The sequence below is a fragment of the Streptomyces carpinensis genome (genome assembly GCF_002154505.1).
GTDB classification, from domain to species: domain Bacteria; phylum Actinomycetota; class Actinomycetes; order Streptomycetales; family Streptomycetaceae; genus Streptomyces; species Streptomyces carpinensis.
This window is the reverse complement of the sequence record NZ_MUBM01000034.1, coordinates 13,127-37,532: the sequence shown is the minus strand read 5'-3', so window position 1 is coordinate 37,532 and position 24,406 is coordinate 13,127. Positions and strand designations below refer to the sequence as shown.

Sequence of the window (24,406 nt, the reverse complement as noted above, 5' to 3'; positions counted from 1 at the left end):
CCGGCGTCCCCGGAACCGCACACCAGGTCCCGCGCTCAGACCACCACACCATCCCGGCGCCGCGCTGCGATCTCGTCCGCCGCCATCCCCACGGCTCGCAGCAGCGTCTCGGTGTGCTGTCCGAGCGCGGGCACGTCCCCCGAGCGCGACTCGGCCCGCCCGGCAGCTGATCGGCGGCAGCAGCGCCTCGGGCGACCCGACCGGCGTCCCCGCCTCCCGCCACCGCTCCCGGGCCGCCGGCCGCGGACGCGCCGCCACCTCGTGCGCGTCCCTCTAGCGCACACGCGATGCCGGCACCCTCCGGCCGCTTCGCCGCCCCGTCGGTGGTCGGCGCGCGTCCAGCGCCTGCGCGGTGAATCCGCCGGTCCACTGCCGGTTCGCGACCCGGGCCGCACCGGTGGCGAACGCCGGGTGCCCGTCCCCGGCTCAGGCTGGTCCAGGACCTGCTCGGCGAGGCACCGCCACTCCCGGTCGTTGCGCGCCGGCCGCAACCCTCGTGCGCCGTCGGCACGTCCCGCCGCGAGCAGCGGCCTGGTCGACGCCGGCCCCTCCCGTCGGCGGTCTCGAACGGTCATCCCTCGCCGTGCGCGTAGCGGCGGACGGCGAGAGGCGCGCACACCGCGATCAGTGCCGTGCACCAGGCGAGCGTCCCGGCGACGGGGTGGGCCACGGGCCAGGCGGCGCCCTCGGGAACGGGCGCGTTGCCGAACAGGTCCCGCAGGGCCGTGGTCACCGCGCTGATCGGGTTCCACTCGGCGACCGCGCGCAGCCAGCCCGCCAGGTTGTCGGTGGGGATGTAGGCGTTGGACAGCAGCGGCAGCACGAAGGTCGAGGCGCCGAGCTGACCGGCGGCCTCCTCGCTGCGGCTGAGCAGCCCGAGCAGGATTCCCGCCCAGGTGCACGCGAACCGGAACAGCAGCAGCAGCCCCACGGCGCCCAGTGCCTCGGCCGCTGTGCCCTCGATCCGCCAGCCCACGGCCAGCCCGACCAGCAGGAGCGGCACCGTCCCGATCGCAGTGACGACCAGATCGGCCACCGCCTGACCGGCCGGCACGGCCGCCCGGCTCACCGGCATGGTGCGCAGACGGTCCATGACGCCCCGGTGGGAGTCCTGGGCCGCCTGGAACATCCCGGTCATGATCCCGCCCGCCGCGGTCGCCGCCAGCAGCCCCGGCACGAGGAACGACCGGTACTCCCGGCCGGGCATCGCCAGGGCGCTGCCGAAGACGTAGCCGAAGAACAGCAGCATGTTGACGGGCATGACCTGGGTCATGACCGTGATCCCCGGGTTGTTGCGGATCCGGCGCAGCTGCCGGCCCACCATGGCCATGCCGTCGTACGCGAGCGCGCTCACGCGGCGACCTCCTTCGCCGTGCCGAGCGACTCTCCGGTCAGCCGCAGGAAGACGTCGTCGAGGGTGGGCGGCCTCAGGGTGGCGTCGAGCAACGGCACGCCCGCCCCGTCCAGTTCGCGCACCAGGCGGGGGAGGGTGAGCGTCGGGTCGGTGGTGACCGCGCCGACGGCACGGCGCCCGGGGTCGAGCACCGGCTCGGAACCGGTGAGGTGGTCGAGGACGGCCGCCGCCCGCGCCATGAGGTCCGCGTGCGGGACGACGACCTCGGCGTGCGACCCGATCAGGGCCTTGAGCTGGGCCGGTGAGCCGGTGTGCGCGACGCGCCCGCGGTCCACCAGGGCGATGTCGTCGGCGAGCCGGTCGGCCTCCTCCAGGTACTGGGTGGTCAGCACCACCGTCGTGCCCTGCCGCTTCAGTTCGTGTACGGCGTCCCAGATCCGGTTCCGGCTGGCCGGGTCGAGGCCGGTGGTCGGCTCGTCCAGGAACAGCACGTCGGGGCGGCGGATCAGGCTGACCGCCAGGTCCAGGCGGCGCCGCATCCCACCCGAGTAGGTCGACGCGGTCCGGTCGGCGGCCTCGGCCAGGCCGAACCGCTCCAGCAGTTCCCCGGCCCGTGCCGCCGCGTCCCGGACCCGGTGCAGCCGTGCGAACAGCCGCAGGTTCTGCCGTCCGGTGAGGTCCCCGTCGACCGACGTGTCCTGCCCGGTCACCCCGATCCGGCGGCGCACGGCGGCGGGCTCGCGCGCCAGGTCGTGCCCGGCCACCCGCGCCGAGCCCGCGTCCGGCCGCAGCAGCGTGGTCAGCAGCCGTACGGCCGTCGTCTTCCCCGCCCCGTTCGGCCCGAGCACCCCGCAGACCGTGCCCTCGGCCACGGCCAGGTCGAGCCCGCGCAGGGCGTGCACGGCCCCGAACCGCTTCTCCAGGCCCTCACTGAGTACAGCGTACGTAGTTGTCATGGGTCGACCATAGCGCACTACGTACGCTGTACGTAACTACGATGGTGGGGCGAGGTGATGATCGATGGCTGGCCGAGCGGCCGTACCCGAGGTGATCTGGGCCCGACCCGAGCGGACGGGACGGGGGCCGAAGCCTGCGTACACCCGGGCCGACATCGCCGCGGCCGCCGTGCGGATCGCCGACGCCGGCGGGCTGGACGCGGTGTCCATGCGGCACGTCGCCGCCGAACTCGGCTGCGGCACGATGTCGCTGTACAACTACGTCCCCCGCAAGGAGGACCTGTACGAGCTGATGGTGGACGCGGCCGGCGGCGAGCACGAGCTGTGGGAGCCCGGCGGCGACTGGCGCGCCGAGATGCTCCGGGTCGGCCACCAGACGCGCGCGCTGATGCACCGCCACCCCTGGCTGCCCCGCCTGATGTCCGGGGTCCACAGCTCCAGCCCGAACACCCTGCGCTACCTGGAGCACTGCCTGGCCTGCCTGGACCCCCTGGAGGCGTCCTACGGCACCAAGGTGGAACTCGTCGCCATGCTCAACGCCGTGGTGACCATGTACGTCTCCAACGAGCTCGCGGTGGCCGAGCGCACCCGCTCCCTGCCGTGGTCCGAGGAGCAGGAGCATGCCGTCCGGGCCGCCTACCTGGGCGGTCGGCTCGCCACCGGCGCCTATCCGCGCCTGGCTCAGGCCTTCACACAGGGCGCGGGCCCGATCGACCCGGAGGCGGTGTTCGAGCGGACGCTGGGACGGGTCCTGGACGGCTTCGCGCCACGCGGCCGATGACCTCGCCGGGCGTCAGAGCAGCGCGAACTGGCCCTCCGGGCCCTCCTCCTGGTGGTCCAGGACGGAGGCCGGGCGGCGGGCGGTGCCGGGTACCGGCAGGACTCCCGCCGACCGCAGCTCCGCCGCGGTGACGGGGTCCGTCACGCTCAGCGCCTCCCGCCGCGGCCGCAGCTCCGCCAGCAGCGCCAGAACGGTGATCAGCTCCAGCAGCTCCGAGGTCCAGGCCTGCCGCCATGTCGCCGGGCGGATCGCCGCGAGGGTGCCCGGTTCGCCCTCCGCGGTCCGGGCCGCGAACCACTGCTCCAGCACCCGCGCCGAGCCGGTCTCGAAGTCCCAGGCCTGAGGGGGGACCGGTGCGATGCGTCCCTCGTCGAGGTGGAGGGTCTCCTCGTCGCGGTCGTAGTGGAGGGTGAGCGGGCGGGCCGGCAGAGGCGCGCGGACGTAGGGGCGGCGGCCGCCGGGCAGCTTGGGACGCTCGCCGTCGCGGCGCATCAGCCAGAGCATCCGGCGGCCCGACTCGACGCCCTCGGCCCAGAGCCCGGGCTCCCCGGTGAGCGGGACGGCGAGGCCGTCCGGCCCGGGGCACGCCGCCGCCAGCGTCCAGGCGAGCACGTCCAGCGGGTCGGGGGCGTGTCCGAGGCGCGCGCGCAGATGCTCCAGCAGGCCCGGAGCCAGGTTCGGTTCCTCGCCTCCGGGGCGGCGGTAGAGGGGACGGACACGGCCCGGGCGGAGCAGCGGCAGCAGGGACGTCGCCAGCAGGGGCGGTTCCGGGGCGCCCGGAGCGGCGGCCGTCTCCACCGTGAAGATCTGCCGGGCGTCCGCCACCCGCCACAGCTCGGGGCGGGCCGCGTCGATCAGGCGGTTGTCGGGGATCAGCCACTGCTCGTCGAAGGGGGCCGCCAGCACCCGTACCGGCTCCGGGCAGGGCCCCGAGGCACGGACCAGCTTCTCCGTGCCGCCGGACCGGCCCGGCAGCTGTCCGACCGCCGTGTGCGGGGTGCGCGAGCGCGTCGGTTCGAACAGCGACTCCCGGTCGGGGCCCTCGGCCTTCAGCAGGGCGTCCCAACGGGCCTTCAGGCAGGCCGCGTCGGGGGCCGCCGGCCACCCCCGGCCGAGTCGCGGCGGTGCGACGGACCACGGCATGAGGTCCGCCAGCAGCGGAACGTCGTCGAGCGTCACGCCGGGCATCGTACGGCCTTAGGCCAGCACCGTCCCGGGATCGGCCGGCGGGTACCCGGGGAATGGGGCATCGCCCTGGGCCCCCGGTTCACGTGGCGTCCAGGGTCACCGTGAAGGAGAAGCGGTCGCCGCGGTAGTGGATGACCGCCACGTCCAGGGGGCGTCCCGCCGTGTCGTAGGTGATCCCCGTGTAGTGCAGGATCGGGCTGAGCAGCGGGACGTCGAGCAGGCGTGCCGTCTCGGGGTCGGCCAGGCGTGCCTCCACCGTGTCCGTGATCCGGCTGATGTCCGCGCCCACCACGTCCCGCAGCACCTTGGTCATCGGCCAGCGCGCCAGGTCGTCGACGGGTATGCGCGCCGCCAGCTCCGGACGGACGTAGTTGCGGGCGTGGTTGGTCGGCTCGCCGGTCTTCTCGTCGCTGCGCAGCCGGTGGTACGTCGCCACCTCGTCCAGATCCGGGAAGGACTCGGCGAGTTCGGCGGGTACGGGCGCCGGGCCGTGGGCCAGCAGCTCGGTCGTCATCCCGGACTGCTGGGCCACGATCGCGTCCACCGAGCCCAGCAGCCGGACCGGGGAACTCCGGGTGGCCGCGGGCTCGATGAACGTGCCGCGCCGCCGGTGGCGGGTGATCAGCCCCTCGTCCTCCAGCTCCTTCAGCGCCTGCCGCATGGTCAGCACGCTCACCCCGTAGTGGCCCGCCAGCTGCTCCTCGGTGGGCAGCCGCAGCGGGTCCCGGGGCGAACGGCCGAGGATCGAGGCGCGCAGCGACTGCGACACCTGGTACCACAGGGGCAGCTTGCGGTTCAGGACGATCGAGTCCGGAGCGAAGGAGGTCACGGGCCATCCGTACCTGGCGGGGAATCGTCAGTGCAACCGAGTGAGCCGAAGGGGCGCGCCGGTGACGAGAAGTGGATCGCGCAAAGCCCCGAAGGCTGAGCACGGCTGGGCTCTCGGCACCGGTTGAGAGCGCCCCGGAGGCGAACGACCGTCAAAGCCGGCGGAAGTGCCGCTCCAGGCCCTGCCAGACGTCGTCGTAGCGTTGTTGCAGGTGCTCCGCGCGGATCGCGTGCGGGGTGAGCGTCACCGGCCAGCGGGTCTCGAACATGAACGCCAGCCCGTCGTCGATCTTCTGCGGCTTCAGCTCGGCCGCGCTCGCCCGGTCGAAGGTCTCCCGGTCCGGGCCGTGCGCCGACATCATGTTGTGCAGCGAGCCGCCGCCCGGCACGAAGCCCCCTGGACCGGCGGTCTTGGCGTCGTAGGCGCCCTCGATCAGACCCATGTACTCGCTCATCACGTTCCGGTGGAAGTACGGCGGCCGGAAGGTGTCCTCGCCCACCAGCCAGCGCGGCGCGAAGACCACGAAGTCCACGCCCGCCAGTCCCGGGGTGTCCGACGGCGAGGTCAGCACCGTGAAGATCGACGGATCCGGGTGGTCGTAGGAGATCGTCCCGATCACGTTGAAGCGGCGCAGGTCGTAGACGTACGGCACGTGGTTGCCGTGCCAGGCCACGACGTCGAGCGGGGAGTGGTCGTAGGTGGCCGTCCACAGGTTGCCGCAGAACTTGTTCACCACCTCCACCGGGCCCTCGACCTCCTCGTAGGCGGCGACCGGCGCGCGGAAGTCACGGGCGTTGGCCAGCCCGTTGGCGCCGATCGGGCCGAGGTCGGGCAGGCGGAAGGGGGCGCCGTAGTTCTCGCAGACATAGCCGCGGGCCGTCTCGTCGAGGAGCTCGACGCGGAAGCGCACCCCGCGCGGAATCAGCGCCGCATCGCCCGGCTCGGCGTGCAGCAGGCCGAACTCCGTGTGCAGCAGCAGCCCGCCGCGCTCCGGCACGATCAGCAGCTCGCCGTCCGCGTCACTGAAGACGCGCTCCATCGAGGAGTCGGCGTGATACAGGTGCACGGCCATGCCGGTGCGCTGGGTGGCGTCGCCGTTGCCGCCGAGGGTCCACAGGCCGGCCAGGAAGTCGGTGCCCGGCCCGGGCTCCGGAAGCGGGTTCCAGCGCAGCCGGTTGGGGTCGGGCACCGCCTGGGTGAAGGGCGCCGTGCGCAGCGTGCCGTTGCCGGTGCGGGTGAAGGCCGGGTGCGCGGCCGAGGGGCGGATGCGGTACAGCCAGGAGCGGCGGTTGTGCGTCCTCGGCTCGGTGAACGCCGTGCCGCTGAGCTGCTCCGCGTACAGCCCGAGGGGGGCGCGCTGCGGCGAGTTGCGGCCCTCGGGCAGCGCGCCGGGCACGGCCTCGGAGCTGTGCTCGTTGCCGAAACCGTGGAGATAGGCCAGTCCCTCGGCTCTCTTGCGTGCGTCCCCGCTCATCGTCGCTCCCTCGCGCACAACCCGATCCCAACCCGAACGTGATCGAACTAATTCCTATGCATCACCGTAGGATTGCGGTCCACCGGGCGCAAGAGGGCCTGAAGGCCTCCTTCCGGGGGAGGGCGAGAACCAGACCTGAGGGGGATCCGACTGCCGGAGGGCTGCTCTACGCTCCGGAGCATGACGTCGTGGACGCGCCGACCTCTCGCTGCGCTCGCCGTCTGTGTCCTGCTGCTCGCCGGGTCGGCGGGCTGCGGTGCGAACGGGGCGCGGGGGAGTGCACAGGGGGAATCGCCCACACCCGTGGGCAAGCTGATCGATCACACCGACGAGGAGGGGCGGCCCTACCGTGAGGTGGACAAGAAGGCCGCGCCCGAGGTCGGTGTCGAGGTGCGGCCCGACGAGGCGGGCAGCTGGGACGTACGGCTGACCGTCCACCGCTTCCGCTTCTCGCCGGCCGGCACGGCGGCGCGGGCCGCGGTCGGCCGGGGTCTGGCACACCTGCTGGTGGACGGCCGGCTCGTCAGCCGCCTGCGCGCCCCCGAGTTCCACCTCTCCGCCCGCCTCGTCCCGCACGGTACCCACCACGTCACCGCCCGGCTGTACGCCGACGACGGCACGGTGTGGGCGGTGTCCGGGAAGCCGGTGCAGAGCACGGCGGACATCACGGCGTCGGCCCCGACGCCCACCCCTCTCACCACGGCGAGCCCGGCCGGCACCACCCGGACCGCCACCGCGGGCCCGCGCGGCGGCACGACCGCCGCGACGGGCACGACCACCGGGACCGGCGCCACCGAGGCGACCTCCGCCTCCGCGACCTTCTCGACCTCCGCCTCCGTCGCGACCTCCGCCTCCTCCTCGGCCTCCGCGACCTTCTGGTCCTTCCGAGCCCACCCCACCGGCGCGTTCCGCGTGCGGTGTGCCGGGGGTGCGCCGGATGCTTCCGTTGCCTGCCCGGGTACCGGAGGGCGAGCTTCACCCGATCGCCGCGGAACGGCATCATGAAGCCCGTGCCCCACGCGACCCCGCTTCGCCGCGCACCCGTGCAGCGGCGCAGCGCCGAACGGCTGACCAGGATCCTCGACGCCTGCGCCGATCTCCTCGACGAGGTCGGCTACGACGCCCTGAGCACGCGCGCCGTCGCCCTGCGCGCCGGCGTCCCCATCGGCTCGGTCTACCGCTTCTTCGGCAACAAGCGCGCGATGGCCGACGCGCTCGCCCAGCGCAATCTGGAGCGGTACACCGAGCGTGTCACGGAGCGCCTGAAGGAGACGGCCGCCGAACCGGCGGACGGCGGCTGGCGCGCGGCCATGGACGCCGTGCTCGACGAGTACCTGGCGATGAAGCGGACCGCCCCCGGCTTCTCCCTCGTCGACTTCGGCAACCAGATCCCGCTCGGTGCCCGCCATGCCGGGCCCAACCACCGCGTGGCCGACCGCCTCGCCCGCCTGCTCTCCGGCCACCTGCGCCGCGAACCGGACGACGACCTGCGCCGCGTCTTCCTGGTGGCCGTCGAGACCGCCGACACCCTCGTCCAACTCGCCTTCCGCGTCGACCCGCAGGGCGACGAGAAGATCATCGAGGAGGCACGGGAGCTGCTGCGGGCGTATCTCGGCCGGGTGCTGGACTGAGAACCGGGGCTCCCCGCCGGGCATACCGCTCGGTATGCTCGCCTCCAGTGCGTGCGTCGCCGTCGCCGCGACCCACCGTGACCCCCGGGAGGACCCGTGTCCCGCACCGCCCTGCGAATCTGTCCCCTGTGCGAGGCCACCTGCGGGCTGACGCTCACCGTCGACGGCAGTCGTGTCACCGGCGCCCGGGGCGACCGGGAGGACGTGTTCAGCAAGGGGTTCATCTGCCCGAAGGGGGCCTCGTTCGGGGCCGTCGACGGCGACCCGGACCGGTTGCGCGGCCCGCTCGTGCGCAGGGAGGGCGTGCTGCGCGAGGCCACCTGGGAGGAGGCGTTCGACGCGGTGGCGGCCGGGATCCGGCCGGTCGTCGAGCGGTACGGGCCGCATGCGGCCGGCGTGGTCCTCGGCAACCCCAACGTGCACACCGTGGCCGGCGCCCTGTACCCGCCGGTGCTGCTCGCCGCCCTCGGCACCCGCAGTCTGTTCACCGCCTCCACGCTGGACCAGATGCCCAAACACGTCTCCAGCGGACTGCTCTTCGGCGACGCGGGCGCCATCCCCGTCCCGGACCTCGACCGCACCGGCCATCTGCTCCTCATCGGCGCCAACCCACTGGAGTCCAACGGCAGTCTGTGCACCGCCCCCGACTTCCCCGGCCGGCTCAAGGCGCTCAAGGCCCGCGGCGGCACCCTCACCGTCGTCGACCCGCGCCGCACCCGCACCGCCGCACTCGCCGACCGGCACCTGGCGATCCGGCCGGGCACCGACGCCCTGCTGCTCGCGGCCATGGCCCACGTCCTCTTCGAGGAGGGGCTGACCGACCTCGCCCACCTCGCCCCGCACGTCCAGGACGTCGAGGAACTGCGCTCGGCCATAAGGGACTTCACGCCCGAGGCGGTGTCCGGGGCGTGCGACGTGGACGCCGACGTGATCCGTGCTCTCGCCCGCGACCTCGCCGCCGCCCCCACCGCCGCCGTCTACGGCCGCATCGGCAGCTGCACCGTCCCGCACGGCACCCTGGCAAGCTGGCTCGTCGACGTGCTCAACATCCTCACCGGCAACCTCGACCGGCCCGGCGGCGCCCTCTTCCCGCAGGCCGCCACCGACCGCCCGCCCAGGCCCGCCGGCCCCGGCCGCGGGTTCGCTCTCGGCCGCTGGCACTCCCGCGTGAGCGGACATCCCGAGGCGAAGGGGGAGTTGCCGATCTCCGCGCTCGCCGAGGAGATCGACACCGCGACGCGGGAGGGAGAGCCGATCCGGGCCCTGGTCGCCGTTGCCGCCAACCCCGTGCTGTCCGCACCGGACGGCGACCGGCTCGACAAGGCGCTGGCCTCGCTGGACTTCATGGTCAGCGTCGACCCGTACCTGAACGAGACCTCGCGCCACGCCCACGTCGTGCTGCCGCCGCCCCCGCCCGCGCAGAGCCCGCACCACGACTTCGCCTTCAACACCCTGGCCGTGCGCAACCAGGTCCGCTACACCCGCCCCGCCGTCCCCCTCGAACCGGGCAGGATGGCCGAGAGCGAGATCCTGGCCCGGCTGATCCTCGCGGCCACCGGCATGCACGGGGCGGACCCGGCAGCCGTCGACGAGACGGTCATCGGGCAGACGCTGGGCAAGGCGGTCAAGGAACCGCACTCGCCCGTGCACGGCCGCGACCCGCGCGAGCTCGCGGCACGACTCACCGGCGACGGCGGCCCCGAGCGGCGCCTGGACATGATGCTGCGCCTGGGCCCCTACGGCGACGGTTTCGGCGCACGCCCCGACGGGCTGAGCCTGGAGAAGCTGCTCGCCCACCCGCACGGCGTCGACCTCGGCCCGCTGCGGCCCCGGCTGCCCCAGCCGCTGAAGACCGTCTCCGGCAGGATCGAACTGCTGCCCAGGCCCATCGCCGACGATCTGCCGCGGCTGCGCGCGGCCCTGCGCGAGCGCCCGGCCGGGCTCGTCCTGGTGGGCCGCCGCCATCTGCGCTCCAACAACAGCTGGATGCACAACGTGCCCGCCCTCACCGGCGGTTCGAACCGCTGCACCCTGCACATCCACCCCGAGGACGCCGCGCGTCTGGGCATCCGTGACGGGGCCGCGGTGCACGTCAAGGGCGCCGGGGGAGCGTTGACCGCGCCCGCCGAGATCACCGACGGCGTGCGACCCGGCGTGGTGAGCCTGCCGCACGGCTGGGGTCACGACCGGCCCGGGACCCGGCTGGCACACGCCGCCACCGATCCCGGCGTCAACGTCAACCAACTCCTCGACGGCAGCCTGCTGGACCCTCTGTCCGGCAACGCGGTCCTCAACGGCGTACCCGTCCGGCTGAGCCCCGCGGCGGCCCCCGCGTAGCCCGCCGCCGCACGGGCGGGCCGGCGCCCCGTCAGGTGGGCAAGCCGGCCTCCGGTGCCGTGAGCAGGGCCGGTGACCTGGAATTTTGCGCTTATTGCTCGCGCGTCAACCACTTGTTAAGCGTTCTTTACGCCACCTAACGTCAACGCCACCCCCGGCCCTGGTCGGAAGTTCAAGGGCGAACGTTAGGTATCCATTCATGCTGACCATCCTCGGCTTCGCCATGATCGCGACCTTCCTGGTCCTGATCATGATGAAGAAGATGTCGCCGATCGCGGCGCTCGTGCTGATCCCCGCGCTGTTCTGCGTGTTCGTCGGCAAGGGCGCCAAGCTCGGCGACTACGTCATCGACGGCGTCACCGGCCTCGCCCCCACCGCGGCGATGCTGATGTTCGCGATCGTCTACTTCGGTGTGATGATCGACGTCGGCCTCTTCGACCCGATCGTCCGGGGCATCCTGAGGTTCTGCAGGGCCGACCCGCTGCGGATCGTCGTCGGCACGGCCCTGCTCGCCGCGATCGTCTCGCTGGACGGCGACGGCTCGACCACCTTCATGATCACCGTCTCGGCGATGTACCCGCTCTACAAGCGCCTGAAGATGAGCCTGGTCGTGATGACCGGTGTCGCCGCCATGGCCAACGGCGTGATGAACACCCTGCCCTGGGGCGGCCCCACCGCCCGCGCCGCCACCGCCCTGAAGCTGGACGCGAGCGACATCTTCGTGCCGATGATCCCGGCCCTCGCGGTCGGTCTGCTCGGTGTCCTCGCCCTCGCCTACGTCCTCGGCCGGCGTGAACGCAAGCGGCTCGGCGTGCTGACGCTGGACGAGGTGCTGGTGGAGGAGCGGGAAACCGTCCTGGCCGGCGGCGGTTCGGCGAGCGAGGCCGGTGCCGGTTCGGGCGCGGGCAGGCGGAACGGGCGCACCGGCGGCGCGGGTTCGGACGCCGGCGCCGCCGAGGAGGACGGCGCACCGGACGAGGGCTTCCAGGGGCTCGACCCGAACCGGCCCACCCTGCGGCCCCGGCTGTACTGGTTCAACGCGCTACTCACGGTGGCCCTGCTCACCGCCATGATCATGGAGTGGCTGCCGATCCCGGTGCTGTTCCTGCTCGGCGCGGCCCTCGCCCTGACCGTCAACTTCCCCCACATGCCGGACCAGAAGGCCCGGATCGCCGCCCACGCCGAGAACGTCCTCAACGTCTCCGGCATGGTCTTCGCCGCCGCCGTCTTCACCGGCGTGCTCCAGGGCACCGGCATGGTCGACCACATGGCCGCCTGGCTGGTCGGCAACATTCCCGACGCCATGGGCCCGCACTTGGCGCTCGTGACCGGTGTGCTGAGCATCCCGCTCACGTACTTCATGTCCAACGACGGCTTCTACTTCGGCATCCTGCCGGTGCTCGCCGAGGCCGGCCAGGCCCACGGGGTCTCCGCCGTCGAGATCGCCCGCGCCTCGATCGTGGGCCAGCCGCTGCACATGTCCAGCCCGCTCGTGCCGGCCGTGTACGTGCTGGTCGGCATGGCCAAGGTGGAGTTCGGGGACCACACCAGGTTCGTGGTGAAGTGGGCCGCGCTGACCTCGCTGGTCGTCCTCGGCGCGGGAATCCTGTTCGGCATCGTCTGACCTTTCCGGCACATCACTCGGAGGACACGATCATGGGGCCCGGTGGGAACCGCGGCTGGCTGCTACGACTCGTCATCGCCTTCGGCTTCGCTCAGGGGGCGGTGTCGATGGCCCGGCCCGCCGTCTCCTACCGGGCCCTCGCGCTGGGGGCCGACGAGCGCGCGGTCGGCGTCATCGCGGGCGTGTACGCCCTGCTTCCGCTGTTCGCCGCGGTGCCGCTGGGCCGGCGCACCGACCACGGCCGGTGCGCGCCCCTCCTGCCGGCCGGTGTGGTGCTCATCGCGGGCGGCTGTGCGCTCAGCGGGGTGGCCGGGTCCCTGTGGACGATGGCGGTCTGGAGCGGGGTGATGGGCCTCGGCCACCTCTGCTTCGTCATCGGCGCCCAGTCGATCGTGGCACGTCAGTCCGCGCCGCACGAACAGGACCGCAACTTCGGCCACTTCACCATCGGCGCCTCCCTCGGCCAGCTGGTCGGCCCGATCGCGGCGGGCGCACTGATCGGCGGTCCCGACAGGGCCGAGAGCAGCGCGCTGGCGCTGCTCGTCGCCGGGGCCGGAGCGGCCGTCGCGTGTACGTCGCTGTGGCGCATCGAGCACCGTGGGGCGGCGCCCGACTCCCGTACCGCACCGCGCGCACGCGTCCCCGTCCGGCGCATCCTGGGCGCCCGGGGCGTGCCCGCGGGCATGTTCGTCAGCCTGTCCGTGCTGTCGGCCACCGACATCCTCACCGCCTACCTGCCCGTGGTGGGCGAGCACCGGGGCATCGCGCCGCCCGTCGTCGGTGTGCTGCTGAGCCTGCGGGCCGCGGCCACCATCGCCTGCCGGCTGGTGCTGACCCCGCTGCTGCGGCTGCTGGGCCGGGCGGCGCTGCTCACCACGACCTGTGGGCTGGCGGCGGTGCTGTGCGCCGGTGTCGCGCTGCCGGTGCCGGTGTGGGCGCTGGGCGCGATGCTCACGGTGCTCGGGTTCTGCCTGGGGGTGGGGCAGCCGCTGTCGATGACGACCGTGGTGCAGGCCGCCCCGGACCAGGCGCGCTCCACCGCGCTGGCGCTGCGACTGACCGGCAACCGGCTCGGCCAGGTCGCCGCACCCGCCGCCGCGGGGCTGGTGGCCGGGGCCACGGGCGTGGCGGCACCGTTCGTGATGCTCGGGGTGCTGCTGCTCCTCTCGGCGGGCGGCGCCCTGCGCGCGCCGGGAGCCGGGCGCCCCGCCGCGGGGGAGCCCGCGGGAGAGAACGACGAGGAGGAGGGCGAAGGGAGGAGAGACGAGGGGAAGTTCGAAGGGAAGGCCGGGGGAGAGACCGAGGGGAGCGAGGAGGACCGGCGAGGACGGCGTGGCGGCGCGCGGTTGCGCCGGTCGAGCGATATCTGACGGCGCGTCGGCGGGGGTGCCGTGCCCCAGGGAGGGCATGTGAAAGAGAGTCAGATGAAAGTGCGATTTGTATGAAAATCGTCTGACTCGGAGGAACGCGCATGCCCACCCTGACACTCCCACGCACCCTCGGCTCCCGTATCGGTGCCGCCGCGGCCCTGACGGCCCTGACCGTGGCGGGTGCCACGTGGCTGGCGACGCCGGTCGCCAAGGCCGTGGGCGAAGGCGGCGACATCAAGATCCATCGGGTGGGCGTGCCTTTCGGCGTCTCGAAGGACGACCCCATGGTCTGCCGGTTCTACCTCGACGCCGTCAACTTCGGTGACCTGACGACCGTCGCCTACACCATCCAGGCGCAGCCGCCCCTGCCCACCAGCGCCACCGTCTCCGGCACCGTCGCTCTCGGCCTCAACTCCGGTGCCGGTCACACCGATCCGCTGGGTCTGGCCGACGGGGACTACAGGCTGACCTGGACCATCGGCACTGCGCCCAAGGCGAAGATCTTCCGCGTCAACTGCCGGGACGACCACGAGCGGCACGACGGCCGGGAGGGACCGAACGGCCAGATCCAGGACCCGGGCCACGACGACGCGGACCCGGGCCGGGACGACAACGACCAGCACGGCTGGGCCCCCGGGAGGCACGACGGCCCGCAGGGCCCGAAGGGCGGCGTGCACGCGGGCGGCGGCGGTCTCGTCGACACCGCCCAGGCCTTCTCCCCGGTGGCCGGGGCCGCGGCCGTGGGGCTGGTCGTGGTCAGCGGGGTCGCGTACGTCCGGCTGATCCGCCGGCGCCCGCATGGCGCCGCGTAGGCCGCGCAGGCGCAGACGCAGGCCCTGGTACCGGACCCGCGCCTACCGCCTCGCCCGCACGGCGGTGCTCGCGGCCGCCCTGGTCACGGCGGGGGTCCGGTGCGAGGGACACTCCGGGCGGGGCGCGCCGGACCGGGCCGCCGTGGCTCGGGCGGCTCCGGCCCCCGGCGACCCGGACGACAGCGGCTCGGACGACGGCCCGGACGGCGGCGGCTCCGCCGGCGAGGAGCCCTCCGAGCCCCCGCCCGCGCCGCTGCCCCGCTCCCGGGCGACCTCCCTGCGCATCCCCTCCCTCGGGATCGACGCACCCGTCGTCGATGTCGGCCTCGGCGCCGACCGGCAGCTGGAGACGCCGCCGGTCGACAGGCCCAAGCTGGTCGGCTGGTACAAGGACGGCCCCACACCGGGGGAGTCCGGCACCGCCGTCGCGGTCGGGCACCGCGACACCACGACGGGCGCCGCCGTCTTCGCCGCGCTCGGTCAGGTCGAACGGGGCCGCTCCATCGAGGTGCGGCGCGCGGACGGCCGTACCGCCGTCTACACGGTGGACAAGGTGCGCGTCTTCGACAAGGACCGCTTCCCCGACAAGGAGGTGTACGGCCCCGCCCGCCGCCCCGAGCTGCACCTCATCACCTGCGGCGGCCTCTACACCCGCCGCACCGGCTACTCCAGCAACGTGGTGGTCTTCGCACGTCTGACGTCGACGAGGTGAGGCGGTCCGGGCGGGAGGCGGCCGGGCCCAACCGGCCGCCCCCTCAGGGAAGTCGATCGTCCGCTTTCTCACCTGGTGGACGAAAACGTTCGGTCGTGCGCGGTGTCTTCCCCGGGTGCGCACCTTCCGTTAACTTCCGTGACTCACACGCCCCGTACGACCCGCGCGGGGCGTTCGACCCGCGCAGTACCAGCGCTCCGGTGAGTCCCCGAAGGCATCACATGACACGCGCCATCTCTCTGCACGACGTGAGCAAGACCTACACCAGCAAGGGCACCCCGTGGTGGACCGGCTGTCGCTCGACATAGCGCCCGGCGAGTTCCTGGTGCTGCTCGGGCCCTCCGGCTGCGGCAAGTCCACCGTCCTCAGGATGATCGCGGGCCTGGAGGAGATCACCGAGGGACAGCTGCTGCTCGACGGCGAGTACGCCAACGACCTGCCGCCCGCCGGGCGGGACATGGCGATGGTCTTCCAGAACTTCGCGCTGTACCCGAACATGACCAGCCGCGACAACATCGGCTTCCCGCTGCGCATCGAGTCGCCGGGCGCCGACCCCGGCACCCGGGTGGACGCCACCGCCCGGACGCTGGGCATCGAGGACCTCCTCGACCGCTTCCCCGGCCAGCTCTCCGGTGGCGAGCGCCAGCGCGTTGCCATGGGCCGCGCGATCGCCCGCCACCCCTCCGCCTTCCTGATGGACGAGCCGCTGTCCAACCTCGACGCCAAACTCCGCAACCATCTGCGCGCCGAGATATCCCAGCTCACCCGGGAGCTGGGCGTCACCACGATCTACGTCACCCACGACCAGTCCGAGGCCATGTCCCTGGGTGACCGGGTCGCCGTCCTGCGCGGCGGCGTCCTGCAGCAGGTCGACTCCCCACGCGCCGTCTACGCGCTGCCCCGCAACGTCTTCGTCGCCGCCTTCATCGGCACCCCGCGCATCAACCTGCTGCGCGGGCTGGTCCGCGCCCCGCTCGGCGGGGCCATGACCATCAGCCTCGGCAAGCAGTTCCTGCGCCTGCCCGAACCCCTCTCGCTGGACCACCAGTTTCTGCGCGTGCAGCAGGGCCGCGAGGTGATCGTGGGCCTGCGCTCGGAGGCCGTGCGGATCGCCAGGCCCGGCTCGGCCCGGCCCGGCGAGGTGCCGATCACCGGGCTGGTGGAGCACCTGTAGTTCCAGGGCCACGAGGTCCTCGTCCACTTCAACACCGGGTCCCGCCCCGCCGTCGTGCCGGACCTGGAGGCCCCGCGCCCCACCGGTCGCCCGGACCGGCGGCGCCGCCGCGACGGCACGGTCCTGGACCGCCTCCGGGAGCGGGCGGGGGGCGCTGCGCGCCGGGCCCGTGGGGGTGCTCGACCGCCCTGCCGAGGCCGCCGCCGCACCGGAACTCGCCGCGGCCGCCGAGCCGCGCCTGCCCGGCGACCTGGTGGTCCGCACCACGCCCGACATCCAGCTCCGTCACGGCATGCAGGTGCCGCTCCTCGTCGACCTCGCCCACCTGTTCGTCTTCGACCAGCACGGCGAACGCATCTGCCCGGCTCCCGACCACCTGCCCGGCCTGGACGAGTGAACCGGCCGCTGCTCCCGCGGCGGTGTCTGGCGCCGGAAAACTATCGACGCTAGTTTATGGGGCTGTCGGTAGGTTGTGACGCGTGACGACGCGCCCTCGGGCCACGCCCCCGTGGACCGAGCGGACGCGGAGGACGCCCCGCCCGGAGGAGCATCAGCACCATGAAGGCACACGACGGCATGTACATCGGCGGCGCCTGGCGTCCCGGCGCGGGCTCCGACGTCATCGAGGTGGTGAACCCGGCCGACGAACAGGTCATCGCCACCGTCCCCGCGGGCACCGCCGAGGACGTCGACACGGCGGTGCGCGCCGCCCGCGCCGCCTTCCCCGGCTGGGCCGCCACCCCGCCCGCCGAGCGGGCCGCCCGCCTGGCCGCCCTCCGGGACGTGCTGGAGGCCCGCAAGGACGAGATCGCCGAGACCGTCACCGCCGAGCTGGGCTCGCCGCCGGCGCTCTCCCGGACGGTCCACGCGGGCGTGCCCGTCGCGGTCGCCGGCTCCTACGCCGACCTGGCGGCGACGTACGCCTTCGAGGAGAAGGCCGGCAACTCCACCGTGCTGCACGAACCGGTCGGCGTGGTCGGCGCCATCACCCCCTGGAACTACCCCCTGCACCAGATCGTCGCCAAGGTCGCCCCGGCGCTCGCCGCCGGCTGCGCCGTCGTCCTCAAGCCCGCCGAGGACACCCCGCTCACCGCCCAGCTCTTCGCCGAGGCGGTGCACGAGGCCGGGATCCCGGCCGGCGTCTTCAACCTGGTCACCGGCCTCGGCCCGGTCGCCGGGCAGGCGCTCGCCGAGCACCCGGACGTCGACCTGGTCTCCTTCACCGGCTCCACCGCCGTCGGCAGGAGGATCGGCGCCGTCGCGGGCGGTGCCGTCAAGAGGGTCGCCCTGGAGCTGGGCGGCAAGTCCGCGAACGTCATCCTGCCCAGCGCCGACCTGGCCAAGGCGGTGGCGGTCGGCGTCGCCAACGTCATGTCCAACTCCGGTCAGACGTGCAGCGCCTGGACCCGCATGCTGGTCCACCGCGACCAGTACGACGAGGCGGTCGAGCTTGCCGCGACGGCCGCCGCCAAGTACGGCGAGCGGATCGGCCCGGTGGTCAACGCCAAGCAGCAGGCGCGCGTGCGCGGTTACATCGAGAAGGGCGTCGCCGAGGGGGCGCGGCTGGTGGCGGGCGGCCCCGAATCCCCGCGTGAACAGGGCTACTACATCAGCCCGACCGTCTTCGCCGACGTCACCCCCGACATGACCATCGCCCAGGAGGAGATCTTCGGCCCGGTCCTGTCGATCCTGCGTTACGAGGACGAGGACGACGCCCTGCGCGTCGCCAACGGCACGGTCTACGGCCTCGCCGGCGCCGTCTGGGCGGGCGACGAGAGCGAGGCGGTCGCGTTCGCCCGCCGGATGGACACCGGCCAGGTCGACATCAACGGCGGCCGCTTCAACCCCCTCGCCCCCTTCGGCGGCTACAAGCAGTCCGGCGTCGGCCGTGAACTCGGCGTGCACGGGCTCACCGAGTACCTGCAGACCAAGTCCCTCCAGTTCTAAGGGAGTCAAGTCATGGCCGTACGTGCCGCCGTTCTGCCCGCCGTCGGCGCCCCGCTGGAGATCACCGGGATCGAGCTGCCGGGGCCCGGCCCCGGCCAGGTCCGCGTGCGCCTCGCCGCGGCCGGGGTCTGCCACTCCGACCTGTCGCTGACCAACGGCACCCTGCGGGTGCCGGTCCCGGCCGTCCTCGGCCACGAGGGCGCCGGGACGGTCGTCGCCGTCGGTGAGGGAGTCACCCATGTCTCGCCCGGTGACGGCGTCGTCCTCAACTGGGCCCCGTCCTGCGGAAACTGCCACGCCTGCTCGCTCGGCGAGGTCTGGCTGTGCGCCAACGCCCTGAACGGCGCCGCCGACGTCTACGCCCGCACCATCGACGGCACCGAGCTGCACCCCGGCCTGAACGTCGCCGCCTTCGCCGAGGAGACGGTCGTGGCCGCCTCCTGCGTCCTGCCCCTCCCGGACGGCGTCCCGCTCACCGACGCCGCTCTCCTCGGCTGCGCCGTCCTCACCGGATACGGCGCCGTCCACCACTCGGCGCGGGTCACGCCGGGGGAGACGGTGGCGGTGTTCGGCGTCGGCGGAGTGGGCCTGGCCGCCCTCCAGGCGGCGAGGATCGCGGGCGCCTCGAAGATCGTCGCCGTCGACGTCTCCCCGGAGAAGGAGGAACTGGCGCGGGCCGCCGGGGCCACGGACTACGTGGTCGCCTCCGAGGACACCCCCCGCGAGATCCGCGCCCTCACCGGCAAGCAGGGCGTCGACGTCTCCGTGGAGTGCGTGGGCCGCGCGGTCACCATCCGCGCCGCCTGGGAGTCCACCCGCCGCGGCGGCCGCACCACGGTCGTGGGCATCGGCGGCAAGGACCAGCAGGTCACCTTCAACGCCCTGGAGATCTTCCACTGGGGCCGCACCCTCTCCGGCTGCGTCTACGGCAACTCGGACCCGGCCGCCGACCTGCCCGTGCTCGCCGAACACGTCCGCGCCGGACGCCTGGACCTAGGCGCACTGGTGACCGAACGGATCGCCCTGGACGGCATCCCGGCGGCCTTCGACAACATGACGGCCGGCAAGGGCGGCCGGGCCCTGGTGGTCTTCTGAACTTCTTGGCCCGTGACGAGGGCGTCCTTCCGGGTCCGTAGGCCGCCCGTGGTCTCGATGTCGGTGAGCTGCCGGTGGTCCCGGGGGTCCGGCCGGCTGCCGGTGGTCCGAGGGTTCGGCGGGTGGCCGGTGGCCAGCTCGGGGGGCCGCTTGCGGGCCGTTTGTGGCCCCGGGGCCGGAGGGCCGCCCGTCGGTCCGGGGTCCGGGAGGCCGGTCGTGGCCCGGGGTCCGGCCGGTCGTGGCCCGAGGCCCGGGAGGCCGGTCGTGCCCCGGGGTCCGGGAAGCCGCCCGTGATCTCGAGGCCCGGGAAGCCGCGCGCGGTCCGCTGGCGCGGCAGGCTCAGGACACGACTTCGGGTCGCGGATCCGTCGCCGTGTCCGGGATCGCCGGGCGCCGTGGCCGCGACCTCGACACCGCCACGCCGGCCAGGCACAGCACGCCGCCCGCCAGCGTCAGCACCCCCGGCACCTCGCCCAGTGCCAGCCACGACATCAGCACGACCAGCGCGGGCACGGCGTACGTCGTCGCGCCCATCCGGCTCGCGGTGGTTCGGGCCAGGGCGTACGCCCACGTCGTGAAGGCGAGCGCGGTCGGGAACACACCGAGATAGACCATGTTCAGCGTCGCCGACAGCGGGGCGTCGGCGGCCTCGTGGACCAGTTGCCCGGTGAACGGCAGACAGGCCACCGCCCCGATCAGGCAGCCGAACGTCGTCACCTGCAGCGCGCTCGCCCGGCCCAGCGCGGGCTTCTGCGCGACGACCCCGGAGGCGTACGCGATCGCGGCGAGCAGGCAGAGCGCCACTCCGAGCACGGAGGAGCCGCCCTCGCCGGACATCGACAGGCCCACGGTCACGGCGCCCGCGAAGGACACCGCCATGCCCGCCAGCAGCCGCGGCGGCATCGGATCCCCCAGCAGCCGCGCCCCGAGCAGGGCGATGAGCAGGGGGCCGACGTTCACGACCAGGGCGGCGGTCCCGGCGTCCACCTGCTGCTCGCCCCAGTTGAGGGCGACCATGTAGAAGCCGAACCACAGCACTCCGGATATCGCGATCCCGCGCCAGGCGGCCCGCGGCGGCCACCCCTCCCGCCGTACGAGGCAGATCGCGCCCAGCGTGACGGCCCCGGCCAGCAGCCGCCCCAGCGCCAGCGCGCCGGGTGAGTACGCGGCGCCCGCGCTGCGGATGGAGACGAAGGCGGAGGCCCACAGCACCACGGTCACCGTGGCGGCAGCGGCGGCCAGTCGGGAGGGGGAGACGTTCATCATGCTTCCTGAGGCTAGGCGGGGGAGGGGAGGGAAAGCTCGCGGATTTCGGACGGAGGCCGCGGGGACCCGGGAGACGCGCCGGACCGAAGAGACAGGCGAAGGGGACGGACCGGGCGGATCGGGCTCAGTGCAGTGCCGACGCCTCGATCCCCAGCAACTCGGACAGCGCGCGCTCGCCGGCCGGCGTGACCTTCACGGCGCGCTCCGAGCCGATGCGCACGCACCAGCCGGTGTCGAGCGCGTGCCGGCACAGCGCCGCGCCCGCGACCCCCGCCAGATGCGGGCGGCGTTCCGTCCAGTCGAGGCAGGCGCGGGCCAGCGGGCGGCGGCCCCCGCGGTCCAGGCCGATGCCGGCCGAGTCGAACCAGCTCAGCCCCGCGTCGGTGAGCGCGAACCCGGTGTCCTGGCGCAGGAGCCCCCGCCCGGTCAGCGCGTCCGTCACCGCGATGCCCAGCCGCCCCGCGAGATGGTCGTAGCAGGTGCGCCCACGGGCCATCGCCGAACCGGCGCTCGACTCCCGAAGCGTGCGGGGGCGCCGCGGAGCCTGGGGGGAGACGTGTGCGGCCAGGTCCTCGACCAGCTGCGCCACCCGGGTGCCGGCCAGCCGCACATACCGGTGCCGGCCCTGGCGCTCCTCGGTGAGCAGTCCGCCCGCGACGAGCTTGCCCAGGTGTTCGCTGAGGGTCGACGCGGCCACGCCCGCGTGCCGGGCCAGCTCGCCCGCGGTCCACGCCCGTCCGTCGAGCAGCGCCAGCAGGCAGGCCGCCCGGGTCTCGTCGGCCATCAGCCCGGCGAGCGTCGCCAGGCCGGCCGCCTGGGGGTCCTTGGTGCGCTCCCTGGTGGTCATGTGAACCAGCATGCGGCACGCACGCTTCGGCGGTCGCCGAAGTGTGGCTATGTGGCCTGCGCCGTCCGTCCGACCTGCTCGTACTGCTGGACCAGGCCGTCCAGCAGGGCGGTCAGCCCGGTCTCGAACGCCCGCTCGTCGATCTTCTCCTGCTGGTCGGCCAGCAGATGGGCCTGGCCGAGGTGCGGGTAGTCGGCCGGGTCGTAGGCGCCCGCGTCGCCCACGAAGCCCCCGGCGAAGGAACCGAGCGCGGAGCCCATGACGAAGTACCGCATCAGCGCGCCGATGGAGGTGGCCTGGGCCGGCGGCCAGCCCGCGTCGACCATCGCGCCGTAGACGGCGTCGGCCAGCCGCAGCGCGGCCGGGCGCCGGCCGGGGCCGTGGGCGAGGACGGGGACGATGTTCGGGTGGTCGCGCAGGGCGGTCCGGTAGGAGACGGCCCAGTCGTGCAGCGCGGTCCGCCAGTCGCGGCCGTCCTCGAACATCGACAGGTCGACCTGGGCGCTCACCGAGTCGGCGACCGCCTCCAGGATCTCGTCCTTGGTGCTGAAGTGGTTGTAGAGCGACGGCCCGCTCACCCCGAGTTCGGTGGCGAGCCGGCGCGTGGAGACGGCCGCCAGGCCCTCGGTGTCCACGAGGTCCCGTGCCGTCGCGACGATGCGGTCGGTGCTGAGGAGGGGCTTGCGTGGTCGGGCCATGGCGCACATAGTAGGGCTGCGGCATTAAACTAGCGCTGCTAATTTAAATGTACGGCTTTCAAGATCTGTCATGTGTCGTCATATGTGGGGTGATCTCGTGGTGAACCTGGAGCTCAGCGAGGAGCAGACCGCCGTCCGGCAGCTCGCGCAGGACTTCGTGGAGCGGGAGATCGCACCCAACGTGGTGGCCTGGGACCGCGCCGAGGAGGTGGACCGCGCCATCGTGAAGAAGCTCGGCGAGGTCGGCTTCCTCGGGCTCACCGTCGACGAGGAGTACGGCGGCTCGGGCGGCGACCACCTCTCCTACTGCCTGGTGACCGAGGAGCTCGGCCGCGGCGACTCCTCCGTGCGCGGCATCGTGTCCGTCTCGCTCGGCCTGGTCGCCAAGACGATCGCCGCCTGGGGGAGCGAGGAGCAGAAGCGGCGGTGGCTGCCGGGGCTCACCTCGGGCGAGTACGTCGGCTGCTTCGGTCTGACCGAGCCCGGCACCGGCTCGGACGCGGGCAACCTCGCCACCCGGGCCGTGCGCGACGGCGACGACTACGTCGTCAACGGCACCAAGATGTTCATCACCAACGGCACCTGGGCGGATGTCGTCCTGCTCTTCGCCCGCTCCACCGACGCCCCCGGCCACAAGGGCGTCTCCGCCTTCCTCGTCCCGACCGACACCCCCGGGCTGACCCGCCGTACCATCCACGGCAAGCTGGGCCTGCGCGGCCAGGCGACCGCCGAGCTGGTCCTGGAGGACGTGCGTGTCCCTGCCTCCGCGATGCTGGCGCCCGAGGGCAAGGGGTTCTCGGTCGCCATGTCCGCCCTCGCCAAGGGCCGGATGTCGGTGGCCGCCGGCTGCGTCGGCATAGCCCAGGCCGCGCTGGACGCGGCGGTCCGCTACGCCGGCGAGCGCGAGCAGTTCGGCAGGACCATCGCCCATCACCAGCTCGTCCAGGAGCTGATCAGCGACATTGCCGTGGATGTGGACGCCGCCCGCCTGCTGACCTGGCGGGTCGCCGACCTCATCGACCGCGGACTGCCCTTCACGGTCGAGTCCTCCAAGGCCAAGCTGTTCGCCTCGGAGGCCGCCGTACGGGCCGCCAACAACGCCCTGCAGGTCTTCGGCGGCTACGGCTACATCGACGAGTACCCGGCGGGCAAGCTGCTGCGCGACGCCCGGGTGATGACCCTCTACGAGGGCACGAGCCAGATCCAGAAGCTGGTCATCGGGCGTTCCCTGACCGGGGTCTCGGCGTTCTGAGCATCTGAGTACGGGTCTGAGTACTTCGGCGGATGTGGCGCGGGCCACGTCCGCCGATGCTCTTCTGCATGAGTGACACACCGGTCAAGCAGCAGAGCACGGCCGCCTTCTACGGCCAGGCCGTCGCCTCCTTCGCGGTCGCCATGTCCGCCACCGCCATCGGCATCTACCAGCTGGACACCAGCGCTTGGGTCCGGGCCTTCCTCGCGATCGCGGTCCTGTACCTCGTCACTTCTGCCTTCACCCTGGCCAAGGTGATCAGGGACCGGCAGGAGGCGGGGCAGATCGTGAGCCGGGTCGACCAGGCGCGGCTGGAGAAGCTCCTCGCCGAGCACGACCCCTTCGAGAAGATCTGAGCAGGCAGGCTAAGCGCTCGCTCAGCTTCGGCGGTATGGTGGTGCTCCTGTCACCGAGAGGGGCGAGCGAGCGATGAGTACGGCGGAGGAGACGACCGGCGGCGAAGTGGAGCCGTGGGAAGAGGTCACCCCTGACGCGGCCCGACGGCTGCTCGTCGCCGCCGTGGAGGCCTTCGCCGAACGGGGTTACCACGCGACGACCACCCGCGACATCGCGGGCCGCGCCGGCATGAGTCCGGCCGCGCTCTACATCCACTACAAGACCAAGGAAGAGCTGCTCCACCGGATCAGCCGGATCGGCCACGACAAGGCCCTCGACATCCTGCGCACGGCGGCGCGGCGCGAGGGGACGGCGAAGGAACGGCTGGCCGACGCGGTCAGCTCCTTCGTTCGCTGGCATGCGGGGCGGCGCACCACCGCGCGGGTCGTGCAGTACGAACTCGACGCCCTCGGCCCCGAGGCCCGCGCCGAGATCGTCGCTCTGCGCCGCCAGGTCGACGCCGAGGTGCGCGGGATCATCGAGGAAGGTGTGACCGCGGGCGAGTTCGACGTGCTGGACGTGCAGGGCACCACCCTCGCCGTGCTGTCGCTGTGCATCGACGTGGCCCGCTGGTTCAACGTGGACGGCCCGTTCACCCCCGAGGAGGTCGGCGCGCTCTACGCCGACCTCGTGCTCCGGATGGTGGGCGCCAAGTAGGGCGCC

The 24,406-nt window shown here is 73.3% G+C and carries 21 protein-coding genes and 1 pseudogene; 14 read left to right on the top strand and 8 right to left on the bottom strand.

The window, feature by feature from the left end; genetic code table 11:
* Positions 1-571: 571 nt before the first annotated feature.
* Positions 572-1,354, bottom strand: a complete 783-nt coding sequence (locus BZY54_RS05805; protein WP_167413951.1) for an ABC transporter permease — start codon at positions 1,352-1,354, stop codon at positions 572-574.
* Positions 1,351-2,310, bottom strand: coding sequence for an ATP-binding cassette domain-containing protein (locus tag BZY54_RS05800; protein WP_086723454.1), 960 nt, complete (start codon positions 2,308-2,310; stop codon positions 1,351-1,353). The genes BZY54_RS05805 and BZY54_RS05800 overlap by 4 nt, the downstream gene beginning before the upstream one ends.
* A 64-nt stretch (positions 2,311-2,374) precedes the next feature.
* Between BZY54_RS05800 and BZY54_RS05795 the strand changes: the two genes are divergently transcribed.
* Positions 2,375-3,091, top strand: a complete 717-nt coding sequence (locus BZY54_RS05795) for a TetR/AcrR family transcriptional regulator (RefSeq protein ID WP_086723453.1) — start codon at positions 2,375-2,377, stop codon at positions 3,089-3,091.
* Between the two features lie 12 nt (positions 3,092-3,103).
* Here BZY54_RS05795 and BZY54_RS05790 read toward each other — a convergent pair whose 3' ends face one another.
* From BZY54_RS05790 to hmgA, 3 genes are all read right to left on the bottom strand, one after another.
* The gene (locus tag BZY54_RS05790; protein WP_086723452.1) at positions 3,104-4,279 is read right to left on the bottom strand and encodes a type ISP restriction/modification enzyme; all 1,176 of its coding nucleotides are present in this window, start codon (positions 4,277-4,279) and stop codon (positions 3,104-3,106) included.
* A 79-nt stretch (positions 4,280-4,358) separates the two neighbouring features.
* Complete coding sequence (locus BZY54_RS05785) at positions 4,359-5,108, bottom strand: GntR family transcriptional regulator (protein WP_086723451.1); 750 nt, start codon at positions 5,106-5,108, stop codon at positions 4,359-4,361.
* A 151-nt stretch (positions 5,109-5,259) separates the two neighbouring features.
* Positions 5,260-6,582, bottom strand: a complete 1,323-nt coding sequence (gene hmgA, locus BZY54_RS05780; protein ID WP_086723450.1) for a homogentisate 1,2-dioxygenase — start codon at positions 6,580-6,582, stop codon at positions 5,260-5,262.
* Positions 6,583-6,762: 180 nt separating this feature from the next.
* Here hmgA and BZY54_RS55315 point away from each other — a divergent pair, with 180 nt between their 5' ends.
* The 10 genes and pseudogenes from BZY54_RS55315 to BZY54_RS05730 all read left to right on the top strand — a co-directional run bounded on the left by BZY54_RS55315 (position 6,763) and on the right by BZY54_RS05730 (position 19,284).
* Positions 6,763-7,587 (top strand): nuclear transport factor 2 family protein, encoded by an 825-nt coding sequence (locus tag BZY54_RS55315; RefSeq protein ID WP_425276264.1) that lies wholly within the window; start codon positions 6,763-6,765, stop codon positions 7,585-7,587.
* A complete protein-coding gene (locus BZY54_RS05770) occupies positions 7,584-8,213 on the top strand; it encodes a TetR/AcrR family transcriptional regulator (RefSeq protein WP_086723449.1) in 630 nt (209 codons plus the stop codon). The genes BZY54_RS55315 and BZY54_RS05770 overlap by 4 nt, the downstream gene beginning before the upstream one ends.
* Before the next feature lie 96 nt (positions 8,214-8,309).
* Entirely contained in the window at positions 8,310-10,550 is a 2,241-nt protein-coding gene (locus BZY54_RS05765; protein WP_086723448.1) for a molybdopterin oxidoreductase family protein, read from the top strand.
* A gap of 160 nt (positions 10,551-10,710) precedes the next feature.
* Positions 10,711-12,174, top strand: coding sequence for a CitMHS family transporter (locus tag BZY54_RS05760; protein WP_341868669.1), 1,464 nt, complete (start codon positions 10,711-10,713; stop codon positions 12,172-12,174).
* A 32-nt stretch (positions 12,175-12,206) separates the two neighbouring features.
* On the top strand, positions 12,207-13,544 hold the full coding sequence (locus BZY54_RS05755) for an MFS transporter (RefSeq protein ID WP_086723446.1): 1,338 nt from the start codon (positions 12,207-12,209) through the stop codon (positions 13,542-13,544).
* 101 nt (positions 13,545-13,645) lie between these two features.
* Positions 13,646-14,356 (top strand): hypothetical protein, encoded by a 711-nt coding sequence (locus BZY54_RS05750; protein WP_086723445.1) that lies wholly within the window; start codon positions 13,646-13,648, stop codon positions 14,354-14,356.
* Positions 14,343-15,068 carry a class F sortase gene (locus BZY54_RS05745; RefSeq protein ID WP_086723444.1) on the top strand — a complete coding sequence of 242 codons (726 nt, stop codon included), beginning with the start codon at positions 14,343-14,345 and terminating at the stop codon, positions 15,066-15,068. Before BZY54_RS05750 ends, BZY54_RS05745 begins: the two co-directional genes overlap by 14 nt.
* A gap of 221 nt (positions 15,069-15,289) precedes the next feature.
* Positions 15,290-16,639 (top strand): annotated as a pseudogene (locus BZY54_RS54685) (ABC transporter ATP-binding protein).
* A 161-nt stretch (positions 16,640-16,800) separates the two neighbouring features.
* Positions 16,801-18,189 (top strand): aldehyde dehydrogenase family protein, encoded by a 1,389-nt coding sequence (locus tag BZY54_RS05735; protein ID WP_086723443.1) that lies wholly within the window; start codon positions 16,801-16,803, stop codon positions 18,187-18,189.
* A gap of 12 nt (positions 18,190-18,201) precedes the next feature.
* On the top strand, positions 18,202-19,284 hold the full coding sequence (locus BZY54_RS05730; RefSeq protein ID WP_086723442.1) for a Zn-dependent alcohol dehydrogenase: 1,083 nt from the start codon (positions 18,202-18,204) through the stop codon (positions 19,282-19,284).
* A gap of 339 nt (positions 19,285-19,623) precedes the next feature.
* Here BZY54_RS05730 and BZY54_RS05725 read toward each other — a convergent pair whose 3' ends face one another.
* The 3 genes from BZY54_RS05725 to BZY54_RS05715 all read right to left on the bottom strand — a co-directional run bounded on the left by BZY54_RS05725 (position 19,624) and on the right by BZY54_RS05715 (position 22,095).
* The gene (locus BZY54_RS05725) at positions 19,624-20,550 is read right to left on the bottom strand and encodes a DMT family transporter (RefSeq protein WP_086723441.1); all 927 of its coding nucleotides are present in this window, start codon (positions 20,548-20,550) and stop codon (positions 19,624-19,626) included.
* Positions 20,551-20,674: 124 nt separating this feature from the next.
* Complete coding sequence (locus BZY54_RS05720; RefSeq protein WP_167413950.1) at positions 20,675-21,409, bottom strand: ArsR/SmtB family transcription factor; 735 nt, start codon at positions 21,407-21,409, stop codon at positions 20,675-20,677.
* Between the two features lie 35 nt (positions 21,410-21,444).
* Positions 21,445-22,095, bottom strand: coding sequence for a TetR/AcrR family transcriptional regulator (locus BZY54_RS05715; protein WP_086723440.1), 651 nt, complete (start codon positions 22,093-22,095; stop codon positions 21,445-21,447).
* A gap of 100 nt (positions 22,096-22,195) precedes the next feature.
* On the opposite strand from BZY54_RS05715, the gene BZY54_RS05710 reads away from it, so the two are divergent.
* The 3 genes from BZY54_RS05710 to BZY54_RS05700 all read left to right on the top strand — a co-directional run bounded on the left by BZY54_RS05710 (position 22,196) and on the right by BZY54_RS05700 (position 24,400).
* Positions 22,196-23,347, top strand: a complete 1,152-nt coding sequence (locus tag BZY54_RS05710; RefSeq protein ID WP_086723467.1) for an acyl-CoA dehydrogenase family protein — start codon at positions 22,196-22,198, stop codon at positions 23,345-23,347.
* A 68-nt stretch (positions 23,348-23,415) separates the two neighbouring features.
* On the top strand, positions 23,416-23,703 hold the full coding sequence (locus BZY54_RS05705; RefSeq protein WP_067052900.1) for a YiaA/YiaB family inner membrane protein: 288 nt from the start codon (positions 23,416-23,418) through the stop codon (positions 23,701-23,703).
* A gap of 73 nt (positions 23,704-23,776) precedes the next feature.
* Positions 23,777-24,400 (top strand): TetR/AcrR family transcriptional regulator, encoded by a 624-nt coding sequence (locus tag BZY54_RS05700; RefSeq protein ID WP_086723439.1) that lies wholly within the window; start codon positions 23,777-23,779, stop codon positions 24,398-24,400.
* Positions 24,401-24,406 lie beyond the last annotated feature (6 nt).

Excerpts from the sequence above, each read along its gene's own strand:
- BZY54_RS05800 (WP_086723454.1), bottom strand. The coding sequence starts at position 2,310 with ATGACAACTACGTACGCTGTACTCAGTGAGGGCCTGGAGAAGCGGTTC.
- BZY54_RS05795 (WP_086723453.1), top strand. The coding sequence starts at position 2,375 with ATGGCTGGCCGAGCGGCCGTACCCGAGGTGATCTGGGCCCGACCCGAG.
- BZY54_RS05790 (WP_086723452.1), bottom strand. The coding sequence starts at position 4,279 with ATGCCCGGCGTGACGCTCGACGACGTTCCGCTGCTGGCGGACCTCATG.
- hmgA (WP_086723450.1), bottom strand. The coding sequence starts at position 6,582 with ATGAGCGGGGACGCACGCAAGAGAGCCGAGGGACTGGCCTATCTCCAC.
- BZY54_RS55315 (WP_425276264.1), top strand. The coding sequence starts at position 6,763 with ATGACGTCGTGGACGCGCCGACCTCTCGCTGCGCTCGCCGTCTGTGTC.
- BZY54_RS05770 (WP_086723449.1), top strand. The coding sequence starts at position 7,584 with ATGAAGCCCGTGCCCCACGCGACCCCGCTTCGCCGCGCACCCGTGCAG.
- BZY54_RS05755 (WP_086723446.1), top strand. The coding sequence starts at position 12,207 with ATGGGGCCCGGTGGGAACCGCGGCTGGCTGCTACGACTCGTCATCGCC.
- BZY54_RS05750 (WP_086723445.1), top strand. The coding sequence starts at position 13,646 with ATGCCCACCCTGACACTCCCACGCACCCTCGGCTCCCGTATCGGTGCC.
- BZY54_RS05745 (WP_086723444.1), top strand. The coding sequence starts at position 14,343 with ATGGCGCCGCGTAGGCCGCGCAGGCGCAGACGCAGGCCCTGGTACCGG.
- BZY54_RS05735 (WP_086723443.1), top strand. The coding sequence starts at position 16,801 with ATGAAGGCACACGACGGCATGTACATCGGCGGCGCCTGGCGTCCCGGC.
- BZY54_RS05730 (WP_086723442.1), top strand. The coding sequence starts at position 18,202 with ATGGCCGTACGTGCCGCCGTTCTGCCCGCCGTCGGCGCCCCGCTGGAG.
- BZY54_RS05725 (WP_086723441.1), bottom strand. The coding sequence starts at position 20,550 with ATGATGAACGTCTCCCCCTCCCGACTGGCCGCCGCTGCCGCCACGGTG.
- BZY54_RS05720 (WP_167413950.1), bottom strand. The coding sequence starts at position 21,409 with ATGCTGGTTCACATGACCACCAGGGAGCGCACCAAGGACCCCCAGGCG.
- BZY54_RS05715 (WP_086723440.1), bottom strand. The coding sequence starts at position 22,095 with ATGGCCCGACCACGCAAGCCCCTCCTCAGCACCGACCGCATCGTCGCG.
- BZY54_RS05705 (WP_067052900.1), top strand. The coding sequence starts at position 23,416 with ATGAGTGACACACCGGTCAAGCAGCAGAGCACGGCCGCCTTCTACGGC.
- BZY54_RS05700 (WP_086723439.1), top strand. The coding sequence starts at position 23,777 with ATGAGTACGGCGGAGGAGACGACCGGCGGCGAAGTGGAGCCGTGGGAA.